This is a genomic window from Mycolicibacterium sp. XJ870 (assembly GCF_053483975.1).
The window spans coordinates 413,704-432,278 of record NZ_JBEFTI010000002.1 but is presented as its reverse complement, the minus strand read 5'-3'; the positions used below and the strand labels follow the sequence as shown (position 1 = coordinate 432,278).

Genomic DNA, 18,575 nt, shown 5'->3' with positions numbered 1-18,575 from the left:
CCACGTCATAGCGAAGCCGACGTTATCACAGCAAAAGTCACATATTCAACATCAATGGTGTTACTTCTAACGTCAGTCAACGCTGGATTACCAACGCCTGCGCAGCCGATCGCGATAGGACCGGCCATCGGGGTCGTAGACAGCGCGATACACCGGGTCGGCCCACGCGCGGGTGAGCCGGCCGAGCCGCTCGGGTTGATGCGGCCGCAACCTTCCCGGCGGACGCGGACCGGCCCGGCCACCGTCGTGCCAGGCCTGCAGCGCCTGCGCCGATGCGGCGACCGCCGCCACCACCGAAACCGGATCGAGCAGGTCGTCGTCCTCGCCGCCGTCTGGTGCCCGGTCAAGATGCTCGCGTAGCAATCGCAGCCGCAGGTCGCGGGCGAACACCCGGGCACCGTCGCCGCTACCTGCCGGATCCCGGGGTTCGCGTTCGTCGCGGATGTCGTCGAGGACCGCGCACGACAACTCGCTGTCGTGCGTCCAGGACCGCCGGTTGAAGTTGTCGCTACCCACACATGCCCAGACGTCGTCGATGACGCAGACCTTGGCATGCACGTAAACCGGTGTGCCCACGTGGTTTTCGACATCGTAGACGTGCACCCGGCGCGGGTCGGCCGCCCGGCAGGTCTCGATGGCCTGCTGGCGCCCCACCTGGTTGGGTGGCAGCGCGAGCCGGCCGTCGACGTCAGGGTGCCGTGGCACCACCGCGATCAGGTGCAGGTCCGGATTGGCCGCGAGCGCTTCGGCAAGCAGGCGTGAAATTCGCCTGGACCACAGGTACTGGTCTTCCAGGTAGATCAGACGCCTCGCCCGCTGCACCGCCTTGGTGTAGCCGCGCGCGACGCTGCGCTCGCCGCGTGGGGCGAACGCGTACTCGAAGTGTGCGTCCGGATAGGTCCGTAGCACCTGCACCGCCTGCCGACCGCACGGCGGCGGGTCGGGCGGCTGGGGCGGCAGTTCGCCGACACTCAGATCCGCGTGGCGGAGCTTGTCGGTGATCCAGGCGATCGGCGAGAGCATGTCCAGTGGCGCCGGGTCGGTCCAGCGTTCCCGGAACGTGTGATCCAACGCTCCGACGGCCGGCCCCCGGATCTGTAACTGAACGTCATGCCACGGCGGGCGCTCACCGTACTGCCGGCCCATCCGCATCACCTGCGCATCGCCGCGATGCTCCGCGTCGTCGCGACGTGAGTGGCACAGGTCGATGCCGCCGGCAAAAGCGACGTCGCGTTCGGGTGTGCCGGGATGGCGCAGCACCACAAACTTCTGGTGGTGCGAACCACCGATGCGTACCCTTTGGTCGAGCAACACCTCCCCACCGGCGGCCTCGATCGCGTCGCCGAGATGCTGGTTCTCCTCCTCGCTGTAGGCGAACTTGTCCAGATGCGAGCGCCACATCAAGCCCTTGACGACGACGCCCCGCTCGGCCGCGTGGCAGAACAGCTCGGCGATGGTGGGTCCGCCATCGCGCACCTGCTCGTCGGGGTCGCCGCGCCAGTCGGTGAAGAACAGATGGTCGCCGCGCTGCAGTTCGCTGACCTCGGTGGCGAGCCGGTCGAAATAGGCGGACCCGTGTATCAGCGGCTCGACCTGATTGCCGGTGCACCAGTCCGGCAACGAGGTGGCCGGGTTATCGCGCTCCTCGGTGGTGATGAACCAATCCGCTAACCCGGCTATCGAATCCACCTACTGGTAGTACCCGTTTCAGTGGTTGCGCAACTTGGCGACGAGCTTGCTCTTCGTCAGGCCGGAGTAGCCCGAGATGCCGAGCTGTTTCGCGCGCTTCTTCAGTTCCGGCACGGTCCAGTCGTCATACGTTCCGGACTTGCCGCCCTTCTTGCCCACGGCCGACTTCCCGCGGGCCGCAGCGGCATTCGAGATCCGCGCTGCCTTTTCTTTTGAGCTGCCTTCCTTTCGCAACTCCTCGTACATCTTCTCGTTCTTGATCGATGAATTCGGCATCGTCGCCACCTTTCCTTTCGAGGGCACCGTCTCAGCGCCGCCGCCACCACCACACGAAGCCGATAGCGGCGAGAAGGGCGACGATTGCCGCCGTCGGCACGACCGGTTTGGATTTCGCGGCCTCGGTCGCCACGTGGGCGCGTTCGGCGACCGCATGCTTGGTATCGGCGGCCTTGTCCTGAACGCGGCCTTTGACGTCGAGCTTGTCGGACAGGGCGCCGACCGTCTCGCCCAGCTCGCTGCGGGTCTTTTCGATATCGGACTGCAGTTCGTCGATTCCGGCATCCGGCCCGGGCTCCTGCGGGAGTCGGTCATCGGCCATGTCGCGCCTCCTTGATTTCCTGGATGTCGTGCTTGACGCTGTCGACCGCATCGGCGGCCGGCGGCGGTACCTGTTGGGCCTGCTTGCGACTGACAAGTGCAGCGATTCCGGCGCAGACGAACAGCACGACGGCGACGATCACCGCGGCGGCCCAGACCGGCAGGACAAGCGACAACGCGGCGACGGCTGCTGCGATCACCGTCATGAGACCGAGTACGGCCAGCAATCCGGCCACGCTGATCAGGCCGGCTCCGATTCCGGCGTGGCGAGCGGATTGCTGAAACTCCTGCTGAGCCAGTCGCAGCTCGTCACGCACAAGCCGCGACGTCTGCTCCTGCATCTGACTGACGAGTTGGGGTATTGACGCTTCCCTGGTGGGGTTCGGTTGGGTGGTCATCAGGCCCTCCTGCAGGCGTTCGACTACTTCACAGCAGTGCCCCGCAGTGGGTCGGTCGAAACCCGACGCGCAGTTACAACCCCCGTGCATTCGGGTATCCACACTCATCCCGACTCCGAGGAGGTGCCCCGTGAGCCGAAGCGCGAAGATGTTCTATCTGCCGCTCTCCATGGCGACGAGTGTGGCCGGCGGTCTGCTGGCAAGCGCATTGTTCAAACAGATCTGGAAGCACGTCGAAGAGCCGGATCTACCACCACCGGATCCCAAGGACCTCGAACGATCCACGGCAAAGGCATTGACGGCCGCAGCGATGCAAGGTCTGGTGTTCGGCTTGGTCAAGGCCGCAGTCGACCGGACAGGCGCGCACGGCTATCGGGCTCTCACCCACGAATCGCCTGCCTGAGTTAGCTCTGACAGTCCTCGACCTCAGGCGAACACAATCCTCAGCTGGTTCACGGCAAATCTGACGGTCTCACCTCAGCTTTGCCGGGCATCCTGGTGAATGGACAAAGTGTCCGGAATTTTGACGGAAGGCATTGAGATGACTGATGCCACCAACGGAACTGTGATCGACCTGGAATCCCATCCCGTCTGGCGTGCGGCGCGGCGCAACTCCCGCGAACTTGCCGAAGCGATGCGCAGGCACCCGTCGTCGTACCACGCGAACCAAAGACCTGACGGGCGTTCCTGAACCGGCACCTGATTATGGTCGAGCGGTGACGATCCCCTATGACGAGGCACTCCGAGATCAGATCAGGACGCATCTTGCGAGCCATGACCGGCGCGCCGTGACCGACGCGACGAAGCGGCACGCAGCCGTCGCGGTGGTGCTCGTCGACTCCGAGGTCGGTGAGGACCGGGTGGATCCGGCTCCGGTGGACGACTGGATCGGCGGGCGGCCGATGCCGGAGCCCGGCCTCGACGGACGGATGATCGATGTGTCCGGCGGTGCCGCATTTCTTCTGTGCCGCAGGGCTTCTCGCCTCAATTCGCACGCCGCACAGTGGGCGTTGCCGGGCGGCAGACTGGACCCGGGCGAAACCGCGGTCGACGCCGCACTGCGGGAACTCGATGAAGAAGTCGGCATCAGGCTGTCCGAGTCGTCCGTCCTGGGCCTGCTCGACGACTACCCGACGCGGTCCGGATATGTCATCACACCGGTGGTGATCTGGGGCGGCGGTCGGCTCGACATTCATCCGGCACCCGATGAGGTGGTGGCGGCCTACCGCGTCGGGTTGCACCAACTGCAGCGCGAAGACTCGCCCCGGTTCATCGACATTCCCGAGAGCCGGCTCCCGGTAGTGCAGATTCCATTGGGCAACGACCTCATCCACGCACCGACGGGTGCCGTGCTGCTCCAGGTACGGTGGCTGTGCCTGGAAGGCCGCCCCGACCCGGTCGATCAACTCGAACAGCCGGTATTCGCCTGGAAGTAGGCCGGCCGCAATAATCAGCGGGTGCCGACGCCGACCACCGCCGAGTCCATTCTGTTGGGGGCCGTCGTACTGCTGTTCGCGGCGTTCGTCACGTTCCTCGTGTTGTTCATCGTGAGCAGGCGCCAGCTGACGAGTGCTCGACGCGAGCTCGACCGGGTGCGGTCCGAACAGGACCGTCGTCGCCGTCGCCGGCGCGGCGTTGCGCCACTGGCGATCAAGACGGTCTTTCAGACCGCGGACATGCTCATCAACAAGGGCCTCGGTGCCACCGTGCGCAATTCGATCGAGGACCTGGCGGGTTGGGCGCAGGTGGAGCGTCCGGACCTTGCCCGGCTCACCGCCGACGGGCGCGTCGTCATCGTTTTCTCCGACATCGAGGGCTCGACGCAATACAACGAAGCGATGGGCGACCGCGCGTGGGTCAGGCTCCTGCAACGGCACAACAAGCTCGTTCAGACACGGGTCGACAAGCACGGCGGCCACGTGGTGAAGACCCAGGGCGATGGTTTCATGATCGCGTTCGCCGATCCCGAGAACGCGGTGCGGTTCAGCACCGATGTGCAGCGGGCTCTTGAGCAGGACCCGGCCCGCTGGGAGGAAATCCGGGTACGGATCGGGGTTCACATGGGTACATCGGTCCGTCGAGGTGAGGACCTGTTCGGGCTCGACGTCGCGATGGCGGCGCGGATTGCCGATCAGGCTGACGGGGGAGAGATTCTGGTCAGCGAGCCGGTGGGCGCCGCGATCCAGGATCTCGACGACATTCGGCTGGGCGATCCGCGGGCAGTCGAACTCAAGGGTCTTCGCGGCACCCACACTCTGTATCCCGTGGAAATCGATCGCGAGTCGCACGTGTGAATTCAGGCCCGGTCGGGTAGTCGGCGTACATGTGTTCACCAATCGCGGACTTCCTGCCCGGGGGCGGTGAGGCTTCATGACCCGCACATTGCGCGGGTTGTGGCGCTGGAGCGAGAAGCCGGCGCGGCATGTCGAAACCGCTTCCACACCGAAGGTCAACGTGTTGCGCGGGTTGGTGGCAAGAGCCACCACACCGCTATTGCCGGACGACTATCTCAAGCTGCTCCACCCGCTGTGGTCAGCCCGTGAACTGCGCGGACAGGTAGTCGACGTTCGCAAGGAGACCGAGGACTCGGCCACCGTGACGATCAAACCCGGCTGGGGATTCTCCGGTGACTACCAACCGGGCCAGTATGTGGGAATCGGCCTGCACATCGACGGCCGTTGGCATTGGCGGTCCTATTCGCTCACATCGGTACCCCGACGTGAGGCAGATCTGATCTCGATCACCGTCAAAGCCACTCCGGAAGGGTTCCTGTCGACCCACCTGGTCAACGGTGTGAAACCCGGGACGATCGTTCGGCTCGCTTCTCCCCGAGGCGACTTCGCCCTGCCCGACCCGCCGCCGGCCAAGCTGCTTCTGGTGTCGGCCGGCAGTGGCATCACGCCGATCATGGCGATGCTGCGAGCCGTCAAGCTCCGCGGCCACAACCCCGACATCGTGCACATCCATTCCGCGCCGTGCGCAGACAGCGTGATCTTTCACGACGAGTTGCGCACGCTCGATCAGGAGCAGAGCGGATACCGACTGCACCTGCACCTGACCGATGCCCACGGCCATCTGGACCTCGGTGCTGCGCTGCACGACATGGTTCCGGATTGGACAGAGCGCCCGACCTGGGCGTGTGGCCCGCCGGCGATGCTCGACACCATCGAAGCCATCTGGAAGGACGCGGGCCGGGCCGACAGCCTGCACACGGAGCGGTTCGTCATCGCCAGAACCGACAAAGGTGGAGAGGGCGGCACCGTCACATTCGCCTTCTCCGACAAATCCATCGAGATCGACGGCGCCACATCGATTCTGGAAGCCGGCGAGAAGGTGGGGATCCAGATGCCATTCGGCTGCCGGATGGGTATCTGCCAAACATGTGTCCTGCCACTGGAATCCGGGCACGTCCGGGATTTCCGGTCCGGCGAGGAACACGGCGCGGGCGACCGCATCAACACCTGTATTTCGACGGCTGCAGGGGACTGCACCTTGAACGTCTAGGAGAACCGTCTAGGAGAAACATGGCCATCGCCGACATCAAGCAATACGCACACCTCACAACCGAGGATGTCGAGGCGCTCGCCCGAGAACTCGACGCGATCCGCACCGATATCGAGGAATCGCGGGGCGAGCGCGACGCTCGCTATGTCCGGCGGACGATTCAACTTCAACGCGCATTGGCTGCCGGCGGGCGAATCGCGTTGTTCGCCAGTGGAAACCGGATCGCTCGGTACGCCGGAATCGGCATGCTGGCAACCGCCAAGATCATCGAGAACATGGAACTCGGGCACAACATCACCCATGGGCAGTGGGACTGGATGAACGACCCGGAGATTCATTCGACGGAATGGGAGTGGGACACCACCTCACCGAGTGTGCACTGGAAGAAATCCCACAACTTCATCCATCACAAGTACACAAACGTCGTGGGACTCGACGACGACATCGGCTACGGCATCATGCGCCTGACCCGCGACCAGCATTGGGAGCGGTGGATGATCGGCAACCCGATCTACAACCTGCTGCTCGGCACACTCTTCGAATGGGGTGTCGCCGCACACGGGCTGGAGACGACGAAGTTCCGTAAAGGCGAGAAGTCGATGGCCGAGGTGCGTAAGGACCTGCGGGTGATCGGCAAGAAGGTCGGCAAGCAGGTGGGCAAGGACTACCTGATATTCCCGGCCCTGTCCGGACCGAACTGGAAGCACACCTTGAAGGCCAACGCGATCGCCAACCTGGTGCGCAACTACTGGGCGTACCTGGTCATCTTCTGCGGCCACTTCCCCGACGGCGCGGAGAAGTTCACCCGGGAAGAATTCGAGAACGAGACGCCCGGCGAGTGGTACCTGCGGCAGATGCTGGCCTCGGCGAACTTTCACGCCGGGCCCCTGATGGCGTTCATGAGCGGCAATCTGTGCTACCAGATCGAGCACCACCTGTTCCCCGATCTGCCCAGCAACCGGTACGCGGAGATCAGTGAGAGAGTGCGTGCCCTGTGCGACAAATACGACATCCCGTACACAACGGGATCACTTCCGCGCCAATACTTTCAATCCTTCTGGACCATTCTGAAGCTGGCGCTACCCGACAAGCTTCTCAAGGCCACGTCCGACGATGCGCCGGAAACCCACTCGGAGCTGAAGTTTCGGGTCCGGGCCGGGATGAGGGAAAGCTTCGGGGTGGATCCGCGGACCGGCAAGCGCCGCGGGCTGAGGACCGCGCTGCGCGAGCTCGAAACGGGCGCGATGGGGTAGAGGTCGCCGCAGACGGCAACCCGTAGCACATGTGCTACAGTTCGGTGTATGGAAAGTGTGGGTCTGCGTGAGCTGCGACAGGACGCCTCCGATCTCGTGCGCCGGGTCGAAGAAGGCGAGGAGTTCACTATCACTGTCGCAGGCAGGCCAAGTGCCCGCCTGGTGCCCGCAGCACCTCGAGCATGGAGAAAATGGACCGACATCGCCGACCTGTTCCGGGGCCCGAGCGACCCGGACTGGGACGCGGACCGCGACTTGATCTCGCATGAACTACGCGACCCGTGGGGAGTCGTGTGAGAGCGATCCTCGACACGAGCGTGGTGATCGCCACCGATATCGAGCCTCTCGACGGCGATCTGGCTGTCAGCTCAATCACCCTCGCGGAGATGCACTTTGGAGTTCTCGTGGCCAAAGAACGGCAGGTGCGCGCCGAGCGTCTACGTCGTCTGCTGGCGCTGCAACGCACCTTTGACACGCTCCCACTCGACGACGCGGTGGCAGCCAGCTACGGACAGATAGCGGCTGCCGTCGACGACGCGGGTCGCCAGCCGCGGGCACGATCGATGGACCTGCTGATCGCGGCCACCGCCCACGCGCATTCGGCCCGGCTCTACACGCGCAACGGGGCCGATTTCATTGGCCTGGACACCCTGATCGAGATTGTCACCGTTTAGTCGCGCGGCTTGATGTGTCGGGTGACCCACTGGGCCGCGAGCTTCACCAGCCCGGACTGCGGATAGCGGACATGAGAGTTGAAATCCCTGCCGAGCGAACAGATGGGGTCGTTGGGCGCGCACAGATCGGCGGTCCTCGAACCGAAGACCGGACTCATGCGGGTCAGTGGCTGGCCGAGGCGCGCCGCCGGGTTGCCGAACACCACAACCGACGCGATGCGCGGAACGACGGCGGCGGGCAGCGGTGCCTTGTACCCGAGGCCGGCGATCGGTGAGGTGGCGACGACGTCCACCACGGCAGCGCCCTGGGAGTAGCCGCCCATCACGATCTGAGTTTTGGGGCAACGGGCGGCGGTTGCCTGAACCCGCTTGCTCATATCGGTAGCGCCGGCCGCGACCTCCCAGAAATCCCACGACGCGGGGTACTCCACCGCGTTGCTTCCGACAGTCGACCCTTTCACCATGGGGCGCAGCGTGTCGACGAACGACTGGCCGACGACACCGATGCCCGCGGGCTCGTCCGTGCCGCGCGCGAAGACGACTTCGATGTCAGTGCATTTCGGGGCCGCCAACGCCGCGGGAGCCGCGACAGTGCTCAGCGCGGCAAGTGCAGCGACCCCTGCGACCGCTACACCTGCCCTGCTGCGCTTGCGCCGAGCCGCGCTGCCGACAGGCATGTTTCTCCTCGACGTTCGATGCCTTGGGTACCAAGATACCCAATAATCACTTGAGCCACTCTTTCAACAGGATTAACGGCTGTCATTCGGACGCCTACAAACCGCGGCAAGCGGGTACTGCACACCCATGTCTGATTCGGTGCGCGACACGCTCTTGTACCTCGAACGCGCGGGTTGGGATTCGCTGTGCAACTCGACCGGCGCCGATTTCTACGGTGAAATCATGCTGCCCGATGCGGTAATGGTGCTCGCCAACGGCATGGTGATGGACCGTGACGCCGTCGTCGGGGCGTTGGCGCAAGCGCCGCCGTGGCGCACCTACGACATCGACGACGTCCGATTGGTCACGTTGGATGACGACAATGTCGCGCTTGTCTACACCGGCACCGCGTATCGCGAGGGCGACGAACCGGCCTTCGTCGGCCCCATGTCCAGCACTTATCACCGGGTGGACGGGAAGTGGAAGCTGGCGCTCTACCAGCAGACCCGCAAGACGGACTAACCGATGGCCAAATATGACCTCAACGAGTCGGGCGGAGAGCGCTTGCGCGAAGAGGAGACATTCATGATCATTCCCACCTTCACCCTCAACAACGGCGTGACCATGCCCGCGCTGGGCTTCGGCGTGTATCAAACCCCGCCGGACGAGACCATCGCGGCCGTCGGCGTCGCGTTGGAGACCGGCTACCGACACGTCGACACCGCCGCGATGTACGGCAACGAGCGGGAGGTCGGTGAGGCGATCCGCCGCTCCGGCCTGGACCGCGACGACGTGTTCATCGAAACCAAGGTCTGGATCACGGATTACGGCTTCGACACCACCGTGCACGCCTTCGACAAGGCGGCAGGCAAGCTCGGTGTCGACACGATCGATCTGCTGATCCTGCACCAGGCGTTCCCGCGCGAGTTCGATCTGACCATCGACGCCTACAAGGCGCTGGTGAAGCTGTACGACGACGGCAAGGTCCGCGCGATCGGAGTTTCCAACTTCATGCCGCCCCACCTCGACCGGTTGCTGGCCGAGACCGATGTGGTGCCCGCGGTCAACCAGATCGAGGTGCACCCCTACTTCCGGCAGACCGACCTGCTCGAGATCGACGACCAACTCGGCATTCTCAACCAGGCATGGTCACCGATCGGCGGCATCACGTTCTACCGCGACGGCTCCCACGGGTCCACGTTGGAGGATCCGGTGATCGGCGAGATCGCGACCGCGCACGGCAAGTCGCCTGCACAGGTGATGCTGCGGTGGCATCTGCAGCAGGGCCGTCAGGCGATCCCGAAATCGGTGACGCCGGGCCGGATTCGGGAGAACTTCGACGTCTTCGACTTCGAACTCACCGCTGAACAACTCGCCGCCATAGACACGCTCGACACCGGAGTGCGGGGTGGCCCGCAGCCCGAAGACATCACTCGCGAGAAATACGGGATCGAAATCCCGGAACTCTGAGGAGGGTTCATGCACACACGTACGCTCGGCCAGGGCCTACAGCCCCAATCCCGGTGACCGAAAAGTCAGCGATGAGCAGTACTTCAGGTGGGCGCCCGCGTCCAAAGGTCGAGCGCCGCGCCGAAATTGAAGTCAGGGACAAAGAATCGCCAGATTCTGTCCATGGTTGCAGTTTCGGTGATCGTGCGATCGGCACGGCCTCGGTATGGCGATCCCCACCCTGTTGGTGGTCCCTGGCGTTGAGATCGACACCATGGCTGCGAATTCCGGCTGATGCGCGATCTCCACAGCCCTGATGTCGAACTCAACGACAGGCCCGAAAGCGGTGACCCGCCATCTTCGCCTGCCGGCAGCGGGGTAGCTGCGGCGCTGCTTCAGTCCATCCGGCCCGCGTCGACCAGCCGGATAACCGCCACACCCTCCTCGTCGGAGGCCTCCAGGTCCACCTCGACGTCGATGCCCCAGTCGTGGTCGCCTGCCGGGTCGTCGAGGATCTGCCGGACCCGCCACACGCCCGGTTGTCGGTCGATGATCAACAACGAAGGGCCGCGGGCGTCGGCGCCGATGCCCACGTCGGAGTGCTCGGTGAAGTATTCGTCGCCGACCTCTGCCCAGCGGTCGGCCGTCCAGCCAGAGCTGCCGTCCAACTCGCCGAGGTCGAACCAGCGGCGCCGCGCGAACAGCTCCACCCGCCGGAACAACCCATTGCGGACCATCGCGGTGAACGCTCGCTCGTTGCCGGTCAGCGGGCGCGGGCGGGCCGGTACTGCCACGGGCACGTCGTGCGGCTCATCCGGATTGGTCAGCTGTTCCCATTCGTCGAGCAAGCTCGAATCGACTTGGCGCACAAGCTCGCCGAGCCATTCGACGATGTCGGTGAGTTCCTCGGTCCTGGCCGCGGCGGGCACGCCAGACCGTAATGCTTTGAATGCGTCGGACAGGTAACGCAGCACCGCACCTTCGGAACGGGTCAACCCGTAGACGCTCACATACTCTCGGAACGTCATGGCGCGCTCCCACATCTCGCGCACGATCGACTTCGGCGACAGCCTCCCGTCGGCGGCCCATGGATTGGATTGCAGGTACACCTCGTAGGTGTGCCCGAGCATTTCCTCCAGCGGCTTGGGGTAAGTGACATCGTCGAGCAACTCGATGCGTTCTTCGTATTCGATGCCCTCGGCCTTCATTGCCGCCACTGCCTCGCCCCGAGCCTTGTTCAGCTGGGCCGCGAGGATCTGCCGGGGGTCCTCAAGCGTCGCCTCGATGACCGAAACGACATCCAGCGCATAGGTTTCCGAAGAAGGATCAAGCACATCCACGGCGGCAAGCGCGAACGTCGACAGTGGCTGGTTCAGCGCGAAGTCCGGCGGCAGGTTGACGGTCAACCGGTAGCGCCTACCATCGGGCTCTGGTTCGGAGAGCCGCTCCAGCACGCCGGCCTGCAGCAGCGAACGCGCGATCCCGACCGCCTCGCGGATGTGCTTCAGCTGGCGCTTGCGTGGCTCGTGATTGTCGGTGAGCAACCGGCGCATCGCGATGAAGGGATCGCCCGGCCGGTCTACGACATCGAGAATCATGGCCGTCGACACCCGCATGTTGCTGGTCAGCGGTTCGGGGACAGCCTCGATCAGGCGGGTCATGGTCTTCTCGCTCCACGGCACCATGCCTTCGGGCACCTTGCGGCGCACCAGCTTTCGCCGCTTCTTCGGGTCGTCGGCCACCTTGGCGAACTGCTTGAGGTTCTCCACCTCGTGGTCGGGGGCCTGCACGACGACGGTGCCTGCGGTGTCGTATCCGGCGCGGCCGGCCCGCCCCGCGATCTGATGGAACTCGCGGGCATTGAGCAGCCGGGTGCGGGTCCCGTCGTACTTCGACAGGGCCGAAAAGACAACGGTGCGGATCGGCACGTTGATACCCACGCCGAGGGTGTCGGTGCCGCAGATGACCTTGAGCAGGCCGGCCTGGGCGAGTTGCTCCACCAACCGCCGGTACTTGGGCAGCATGCCGGCGTGATGCACGCCTATCCCGTGCCGCACCAGCCGCGACAGCGTCGTCCCGAAGGCCGACGAAAACCGAAACGCACCGATCATGTCGGCGATCGCGGCCTTCTCCTCTTTGGTGCTCACGTTGACGCTCATCAGTGCCTGGGCGCGTTCCAACGCCGAGGCCTGGGTGAAGTGGACGACATAGATCGGTGCCTGCTTGGTGTCGAGCAGGTCGCCGATCGTCTCGTGCATCGGCGTCGTCGCATACGAGTGGAACAGCGGAACGGGCCGCTCGGCATTGGCCACCAATGCCGTCGGCCGCCCGGTACGCCGGGTGAGGTCCTCGCGCAGGAACGTGACGTCGCCGAGCGTCGCCGACATCAGCAAGAACTGGGCACGGGGCAGTTCCAGCAGCGGTACCTGCCACGCCCAGCCGCGGTCGGGGTCGCCGTAGAAGTGGAACTCGTCCATGACGACGAGGCCGATATCCGCATCGGCGCCCTCGCGCAACGCGATGTTGGCCAGCACCTCGGCGGTGCAGGCGATGATCGGCGCATCCGAGTTGACCGCGGCGTCGCCGGTGAGCATGCCGACATCGGCCGCGCCGAACACGTCGCACAGCGCGAAGAACTTCTCGCTGACGAGGGCCTTGATGGGTGCGGTGTAGAAGCTGGTCCGGTCGCCGGCGAGCGCCGCGTGCACCGCCCCGGTGGCGACCAGCGATTTGCCGGACCCGGTGGGTGTCGCGAGCACCACGTTCGACCCGCTGACCAACTCGATCAACGCCTCTTCCTGCGCTGGGTACAGCACTGTGCCATTCGCCTCCGCCCACGCGGCGAACGAGGCGAACAGCTCATCGGGGTCGGCGCGCTCGGCGCGCAGCAGGGGAGTTGTGGCGGTCATCTTGATGACCAGCCTGCCTGATGGCCGATCAGTCGACGACCGACGCACCCCGGGATTCCGCGACGAACAACATCTCGTCACCGGCTTCGAGGATGTGGTCGGGCTGCGGAAGGATCACGTCGCTACCTCGCAGCACGCTGACCAGAACCGTGCTCGGCGGCAGTTGCAATGAGTCCACTCGCTGACCGACGAGTGGATTGTCCTCGGGCAGGGTGAGTTTCGTCAGATCCGCCTTGCCCTCGCGCAGCCGCATGAGCCGCACGAGGTGACCCACGTCGATGGCGCCCTCCACCCCCGCGACCATCGCGCCCGGTGTCGAGACCGCCACGTCGATACCCCACGCCTGGCTGAACAACCACTCGTTGCGGACGTCGTTGATCCTGGCCACCACCCTGGGCACGCCGAACTCGGACTTCGCCAGCAGGCCGACCACCAGGTTGGATTTGTCGTCCCCGGTTGCCGCGATCAGCACATCGCAGGTTTGAATGCCGGCCTCTTCCAAGGCGGTCAGCTCACACGCGTCGGCATTGAGCCAGTCCGCATCGGGGACGGCGTGGGGTTCGAAACTGCCTCGGTTCCGTTCGATCAACAAGATCTTGTGGCCGTAGTCGAGGAGTTCCCGCGCGACGGACCGGCCGACGTTGCCTGCGCCGGCAATCCCGACTCGCATCTTTCGGTCCGCCACCCAGTTATCTTGACTGATTTACTGGCATCCGCTGCCGAAAGCACATCTGACGGGAACTGAATGAGCCTGCACGAGGTGTACCTGACCTTGCTGATCGGTGGCCTCGTGCTGCTGGTCAGCATCGTCGGCACCCGGGTGGCCACCGGCGTGGGGTTTCCCAGCCTGCTGCTGTTCCTGTTCGTCGGTGTCGCCGTCGGCGAGGACGGATTCGGGCTGGATTTCGACAACGTCGAACTTGCCAGGAATGTGGGCACCGCGGCGCTGGCCGTGATTCTGGTCGAAGGCGGCTTGACCACCCGCTTCGCCGACATCCGTAAGGTGCTGGCTCCCGCGGGCGCGTTGGCGACGATCGGGGTGGTCATCAGCACGGTCGTGACGGCCGCGGGTGCGCACCTGCTGCTCGGCATGCACTGGCAGCTGGCGTTGTTGCTCGGCGCCATCGTGTCCTCCACCGACGCGGCCGCGGTGTTCTCAGTGCTGCGGGTCCTTCCGTTGCCGCGCCGGCTGGCCGGGCTGCTGGAGGCCGAGTCCGGTTTCAACGACGCGCCGGCCGTCATTCTCGTGCTGATGTTCAGCGTGGTGCCCTTCGTGTTCGATCCGGAGGGCGCGATCGGGGTGATCGTGTACGAACTGGTCGCCGGCGCCGCGATCGGAATAGCCGTCGGATTTCTCGGCGCCCACGGGCAGCGCCGCATCGCGCTGCCCGCTTCCGGCCTGTACCCGATCGCGACGTTCGGGTTGGGCATGGTTGCGTTCGCCGCCGCCGGGACCGTCCACGCCAGCGGCTTCATCGCCGCGTATCTGGCCGCGGTGGTGCTAGCCAACTCGGGGTTGCCACACCGGTCGGCGACCCGGTCGTTCGCCGAAGGGCTCGGCTGGCTGGCGCAGATCGGATTGTTCGTGATCCTCGGCTTGCTTGTCGACCCGACCGAGCTGGCCCGTGACATCGTTCCGGCGATCGTCATCGGGCTCGTGCTACTCCTGGTCGCCCGGCCGCTGTCGGTAGTGGGATCCCTTTTCGGATTCCGCGTTCCGATGCGCGAGCAGCTCTTTCTGTCCTGGGCCGGGCTGCGTGGCGCAGTCCCGATCGTGTTGGCGACCTTTCCGATCGTGGCGGGCGTGCCCGGCAGCGATCGGCTGCTCAACATCGTGTTCGTCCTCGTAGTGGTCTTCACGTTGGTCCAGGGCCCCAGCCTGCGCCCGATCGCGCGGCTACTCGGGCTGTTCTCGCGGGAATCCACCCGCGAGATCCAGGTCGAGGCCGCACCGCTCGACGTGCTCGACGCGGAATTGCTCACCATGACCGTGCAGCCGTCGTCGAGGTTGCACAACGTCACGATCCTCGAACTGCGGCTGCCCGACCCGTCGGTGATCACGCTGATCATCCGCGACGGCCACACCTTCGTCCCACTGCCCGACACCCGGATCGAGACGGGCGACGAACTGCTGATCGTCACGACCAGCAAGACGCGCGCGGCGGCCGAATCGAGGCTGCGCGCCGTCAGCCGGCGGGGCAAGCTCGCGTACTGGTTCGACGAGTACGGCGAAGCCGACTGACCGGACGGCGGGCGCTCAGGCGCCGTGCCCGGGGTCGACGTCCTTGACGTCGGCGAACGTCACCCAATCAGGCACTGGTTCGGAGGTGTGCCCGGCGATCGGTGTCAGCAGATGCCCCACATGGTCACCGAGGTCGAAGCGGCGCTCGATGGATCCGACGAACCAGGCGGCAGCCGCATCCAGGATCGGGGCGTCTCCCGGCCCCAGATGCCAGCTGCACCGCTCGAATTTGTCGACGGTGTCGCCGGTTTCGCTACCGAACCACCGCGCCAACTCGGCGTCATCGCGCGAAATCAGATGTACCGCGAGGTGGTTCGCCGCCTGTGCGACAGAGAACGTGTGGTTCTTCGATGACAGCCCAATCAGGAAGGTGGGCGGGTCGATGCTCGACTGGGTGGCGAAACCCACCAGACAGCCGCCCATCCGGTCGTCGGCTCGCGCGGTGACGATGAACATCGGATAGTTGAGAAGCCCGACGAATTCCTCGAACTCGGCGACCGGCATGGCAGCGGTATTCCCGTATCGGCGCAGTCCAAACGCCCGCCTTGTTTGGGGCGCACCGCGTCGGGAACTCCGACGCCATGACGATAAAGGTGCGACCAGGAACGGTTGCCGTGTTCACCGACGTGGTCTGCGGTTGGTCGACGGTGGCACTGCATCGCTTCTACCAAGCCCGCGAGAGCGCGGGTTTGACCGACGCGGTCCGCGTGGATCATCAACTGTTCCTGCTCGAAGATGTCAACAAGTTCCCCATCCCCAAACGGTTCATCGACAGCGAGATCCCGGTGGTCGGTGCGCTGGCGCCGGACTTCGGTTGGAAACCCTGGCAGGGCGACGCATCAACCTGGCCCATTACCGCACTGCTGGCCAACGAGGCCGTCCACGCGGCCAAGCGACAGTCCGCGCAAGCCGCCGAGCAGCTCGACATGGCATTGCGGCACGCGTTCTTCACCGACAGCAGGCCGATCTCGCTGCTGCATGAGATCGTCGACGTGGCCGGTGGATGCTCCGGTGTCGATCCCGACGCGTTGCGTCGCGATCTCGACGAGGGAGCGGCCCGTGCAGAGATGATGCGCGGCTACCGCGAACACGTCGACGACGTCCAGGGCAGCCCGCACTTCTTCCTTGCCGACGGCTCCGACGTGCACAATCCGGGCATAGAACTGCATTGGGAAGGCGAACCGGGATCTGGTTTCCCGATCGTCGACAACGACGATCCCTCGGCGATGGACGAACTCGTGCAGCGCGCTGCCCGCTGACGATTGGCGGCAAAATAAGCTGGTCGGACATCGACCCGTAGAGGAACTGCATGTTCATCGTTGTGCTCGTCGCTGTCCTCGGGTCGATGCATTTCTACGTCTGGGTACGGCTGGTCAGGAACACCACCCGGCCGGGACGCGCACGACGGGTACTCACCGCGGTCTTTCTGACGCTCACCGCGTTGTTGTTCGCGGCGCTGATCCTGCCGAGGGTCATCGGGCTGGCCGAGTCGGTGTGGCTGGCGTGGCCGGGCTACGTGTGGTTCGCGCTCGTCGTATATCTGTTCCTCACCCTGCTTGTGCTGGAACCGATCCGGCTGGCGCTGCGGGGTTGGGCGAAGCCGGCGTCGGATCCCGAGGTGCAACCGCCGCCGACGGCGGTGAACCGCCGGGTGTTCCTCGCCAGGACCAGCGCGGTGGCCGCCGGCGTGGCGTCGGCCAGTCTGGTCGGGGTAGGGATGGCCAACGCACTCGGCCCGCCGGATCTGCTGCAGGTTCCGCTGCGGCTGCGTCGACTTGATCCGGCGTTCAATGGGTTTCGGATCGCCGTGGTATCGGATATTCACCTCGGCCCGCTTGCCGGGCGCGCCCACACCGAACGGATCGTCCGGATGATCAACGAGACCGAGCCGGATCTCGTGGCGATCGTGGGCGACCTCGTGGACGGAACAGTCAACGAGCTGGGTCGAGCTGCCGAACCGTTGCAGGACTTGGCTTCTCGGGAAGGAACCTTCTTCGTCACAGGCAACCACGAGTACTTCGTGGACGACACCTCGGAGTGGCTGCACGAGCTGGAGCGACTCGGTATCCATTTGCTGCAGAACGAGAACACGCAGATTCGGCGCGGCGCAGCGGCATTCGATCTGGTGGGGGTCAACGACATTGCCGGTGAGTCGAGTTCACAGCCGCCGGACTTCGACCGTGCGCTGAGTGGAGTCGACCCGTCGCGTCCGACGGTGTTGCTGGCCCACCAACCGGTGATGGTGTCCGAAGCCGCGGCCCGCGGGGTGGACCTGCAGGTGTCCGGGCACACGCACGGAGGCCAGGTGTGGCCGTTCCACTACATAGTGAAGGCCGTGCAACCATCGTTGGCCGGGCTGTCCACCGTGGGCGACACGCAGTTGTATGTCAGTCGCGGAGCAGGGTTTTGGGGCCCGCCGGTGCGGGTCGGTGCGCCGCCGGATATCAGTGTGCTGAACCTGCGGGCGGAGTAGGCCGCCGGCCCCGGCGGACGGCACCGGCCGCGGGTGGCGTGGGGCGCCTCGGTGGGGTGCTCGGCGGGTCCAGGCCCAGAAACGACCGTTGAATGCGCTCGCGTTCGCCGCCGAGGCCGACCAGCAGGTTGGTGATGTGCGGCGCGAGTACGCGGCCGACGCCATCGCCGCCCGCGCCGAAGACGCCGATGATCTCGCCAAGGACGTAGCCGTGCATCATCGTCCAGATCTGGGCAGCGACGGCCACGGGATCGCCGTCGTCGATGGCCCCGTCGGCCATGCACCGTCGTACGAAGGCGGGTATCTGGGCGAACACCGTGTTGATCTCGGGCATCGCCGCCGGATTTCCGTCGACGGTCACGTCACGGCCCATCGGTAGCACTATCCCCGGCGCGGTGATACCGAACATCAGGCGGTAGCGCTGCGGATAGGTGAGTGCATACTCGCGGTAGGCCAGGCCGGACGCGAGGAGGTCCGCGACCGGGTCAGCGGTGGCGGGTCGCTTGCTCAGGTAATCGCCGAACTGGACGAAAGCCTCTCGCACCAGGGCTTCATAGAGTCCGGCCATCCCGTCGAAATGGGTGTAGACCGCCATCGTCGAGACGCCGATCCGTTTGGCGAGCAGACGCGCACTGAGCGCCTCGGGCCCGTCCTCTTCGAGGACCTGCAGGCCTTCTTCGATCAGACTCTCGCGTGTTCCCATCTCTCTGGACATCCTGCCATAACAATG

Annotated in this window: 22 protein-coding genes; 13 read left to right on the top strand and 9 right to left on the bottom strand. The window is 65.2% G+C overall.

What is annotated here, in order from left to right; all coding sequences use genetic code 11:
* Positions 1–87: 87 nt before the first annotated feature.
* The 4 genes from ABQF30_RS13565 to ABQF30_RS13550 are packed head-to-tail and all read right to left on the bottom strand — an operon-like array spanning position 88 to position 2,684.
* The gene (locus tag ABQF30_RS13565) at positions 88–1,680 is read right to left on the bottom strand and encodes a phospholipase D family protein (protein ID WP_448464978.1); all 1,593 of its coding nucleotides are present in this window, start codon (positions 1,678–1,680) and stop codon (positions 88–90) included.
* A gap of 27 nt (positions 1,681–1,707) precedes the next feature.
* On the bottom strand, positions 1,708–1,965 hold the full coding sequence (locus ABQF30_RS13560) for a DUF7218 family protein (protein WP_448464429.1): 258 nt from the start codon (positions 1,963–1,965) through the stop codon (positions 1,708–1,710).
* A gap of 31 nt (positions 1,966–1,996) precedes the next feature.
* On the bottom strand, positions 1,997–2,287 hold the full coding sequence (locus ABQF30_RS13555; protein ID WP_448464427.1) for a DUF3618 domain-containing protein: 291 nt from the start codon (positions 2,285–2,287) through the stop codon (positions 1,997–1,999).
* Positions 2,277–2,684, bottom strand: coding sequence for a phage holin family protein (locus ABQF30_RS13550; RefSeq protein ID WP_448464425.1), 408 nt, complete (start codon positions 2,682–2,684; stop codon positions 2,277–2,279). The genes ABQF30_RS13555 and ABQF30_RS13550 overlap by 11 nt, the downstream gene beginning before the upstream one ends.
* A 130-nt stretch (positions 2,685–2,814) precedes the next feature.
* Between ABQF30_RS13550 and ABQF30_RS13545 the strand changes: the two genes are divergently transcribed.
* The 8 genes from ABQF30_RS13545 (at position 2,815) to ABQF30_RS13510 (ending at position 8,115) form a co-directional block, all read left to right on the top strand.
* Positions 2,815–3,087: a DUF4235 domain-containing protein gene (locus ABQF30_RS13545; protein ID WP_448464423.1), complete on the top strand. Its 273-nt coding sequence runs from the start codon at positions 2,815–2,817 to the stop codon at positions 3,085–3,087.
* A 138-nt stretch (positions 3,088–3,225) separates the two neighbouring features.
* Complete coding sequence (locus tag ABQF30_RS13540; RefSeq protein ID WP_448464421.1) at positions 3,226–3,375, top strand: hypothetical protein; 150 nt, start codon at positions 3,226–3,228, stop codon at positions 3,373–3,375.
* Positions 3,376–3,400: 25 nt separating this feature from the next.
* Positions 3,401–4,120: an NUDIX hydrolase gene (locus ABQF30_RS13535; RefSeq protein WP_448464419.1), complete on the top strand. Its 720-nt coding sequence runs from the start codon at positions 3,401–3,403 to the stop codon at positions 4,118–4,120.
* Positions 4,121–4,141: 21 nt separating this feature from the next.
* Positions 4,142–4,978, top strand: a complete 837-nt coding sequence (locus ABQF30_RS13530; RefSeq protein WP_448464417.1) for an adenylate/guanylate cyclase domain-containing protein — start codon at positions 4,142–4,144, stop codon at positions 4,976–4,978.
* Positions 4,979–5,054: 76 nt separating this feature from the next.
* On the top strand, positions 5,055–6,188 hold the full coding sequence (locus ABQF30_RS13525) for a ferredoxin reductase (protein WP_448464415.1): 1,134 nt from the start codon (positions 5,055–5,057) through the stop codon (positions 6,186–6,188).
* A 20-nt stretch (positions 6,189–6,208) separates the two neighbouring features.
* Positions 6,209–7,441, top strand: a complete 1,233-nt coding sequence (locus tag ABQF30_RS13520; RefSeq protein WP_448464413.1) for a fatty acid desaturase family protein — start codon at positions 6,209–6,211, stop codon at positions 7,439–7,441.
* Between the two features lie 48 nt (positions 7,442–7,489).
* The gene (locus ABQF30_RS13515) at positions 7,490–7,738 is read left to right on the top strand and encodes a type II toxin-antitoxin system Phd/YefM family antitoxin (protein ID WP_448464411.1); all 249 of its coding nucleotides are present in this window, start codon (positions 7,490–7,492) and stop codon (positions 7,736–7,738) included.
* Positions 7,735–8,115: a type II toxin-antitoxin system VapC family toxin gene (locus tag ABQF30_RS13510; protein WP_448464409.1), complete on the top strand. Its 381-nt coding sequence runs from the start codon at positions 7,735–7,737 to the stop codon at positions 8,113–8,115. Before ABQF30_RS13515 ends, ABQF30_RS13510 begins: the two co-directional genes overlap by 4 nt.
* Here the strand turns inward: ABQF30_RS13510 and ABQF30_RS13505 are convergent.
* Entirely contained in the window at positions 8,112–8,792 is a 681-nt protein-coding gene (locus tag ABQF30_RS13505; RefSeq protein ID WP_448464407.1) for a cutinase family protein, read from the bottom strand. The two genes, ABQF30_RS13510 and ABQF30_RS13505, sit on opposite strands and share 4 nt — an antisense overlap.
* Before the next feature lie 127 nt (positions 8,793–8,919).
* On the opposite strand from ABQF30_RS13505, the gene ABQF30_RS13500 reads away from it, so the two are divergent.
* Positions 8,920–9,294: a nuclear transport factor 2 family protein gene (locus tag ABQF30_RS13500; protein ID WP_448464405.1), complete on the top strand. Its 375-nt coding sequence runs from the start codon at positions 8,920–8,922 to the stop codon at positions 9,292–9,294.
* A gap of 63 nt (positions 9,295–9,357) precedes the next feature.
* Positions 9,358–10,242, top strand: a complete 885-nt coding sequence (locus tag ABQF30_RS13495) for an aldo/keto reductase (protein WP_448464976.1) — start codon at positions 9,358–9,360, stop codon at positions 10,240–10,242.
* A gap of 374 nt (positions 10,243–10,616) precedes the next feature.
* Here the strand turns inward: ABQF30_RS13495 and ABQF30_RS13490 are convergent, their stop codons facing one another.
* Both ABQF30_RS13490 and ABQF30_RS13485 read right to left on the bottom strand, forming a co-directional pair.
* The gene (locus tag ABQF30_RS13490) at positions 10,617–13,130 is read right to left on the bottom strand and encodes a DEAD/DEAH box helicase (RefSeq protein ID WP_448464403.1); all 2,514 of its coding nucleotides are present in this window, start codon (positions 13,128–13,130) and stop codon (positions 10,617–10,619) included.
* A gap of 28 nt (positions 13,131–13,158) precedes the next feature.
* Positions 13,159–13,800 carry a potassium channel family protein gene (locus ABQF30_RS13485; RefSeq protein WP_448464974.1) on the bottom strand — a complete coding sequence of 214 codons (642 nt, stop codon included), beginning with the start codon at positions 13,798–13,800 and terminating at the stop codon, positions 13,159–13,161.
* Between the two features lie 75 nt (positions 13,801–13,875).
* Here ABQF30_RS13485 and ABQF30_RS13480 point away from each other — a divergent pair, with 75 nt between their 5' ends.
* On the top strand, positions 13,876–15,372 hold the full coding sequence (locus ABQF30_RS13480) for a potassium/proton antiporter (RefSeq protein WP_448464401.1): 1,497 nt from the start codon (positions 13,876–13,878) through the stop codon (positions 15,370–15,372).
* Between the two features lie 15 nt (positions 15,373–15,387).
* Here the strand turns inward: ABQF30_RS13480 and ABQF30_RS13475 are convergent, their stop codons facing one another.
* Positions 15,388–15,876, bottom strand: coding sequence for a flavin reductase family protein (locus ABQF30_RS13475; RefSeq protein ID WP_448464399.1), 489 nt, complete (start codon positions 15,874–15,876; stop codon positions 15,388–15,390).
* A 77-nt stretch (positions 15,877–15,953) separates the two neighbouring features.
* Here ABQF30_RS13475 and ABQF30_RS13470 point away from each other — a divergent pair, with 77 nt between their 5' ends.
* On the top strand, positions 15,954–16,631 hold the full coding sequence (locus ABQF30_RS13470) for a DsbA family oxidoreductase (RefSeq protein ID WP_448464397.1): 678 nt from the start codon (positions 15,954–15,956) through the stop codon (positions 16,629–16,631).
* 50 nt (positions 16,632–16,681) lie between these two features.
* Entirely contained in the window at positions 16,682–17,845 is a 1,164-nt protein-coding gene (locus ABQF30_RS13465) for a metallophosphoesterase (RefSeq protein WP_448464395.1), read from the top strand.
* On the opposite strand, the gene ABQF30_RS13460 is transcribed toward ABQF30_RS13465, so the two are convergent.
* Positions 17,817–18,548 carry a TetR/AcrR family transcriptional regulator gene (locus ABQF30_RS13460; protein ID WP_448464393.1) on the bottom strand — a complete coding sequence of 244 codons (732 nt, stop codon included), beginning with the start codon at positions 18,546–18,548 and terminating at the stop codon, positions 17,817–17,819. The two genes, ABQF30_RS13465 and ABQF30_RS13460, sit on opposite strands and share 29 nt — an antisense overlap.
* Between the last annotated feature and the right edge of the window lie 27 nt (positions 18,549–18,575).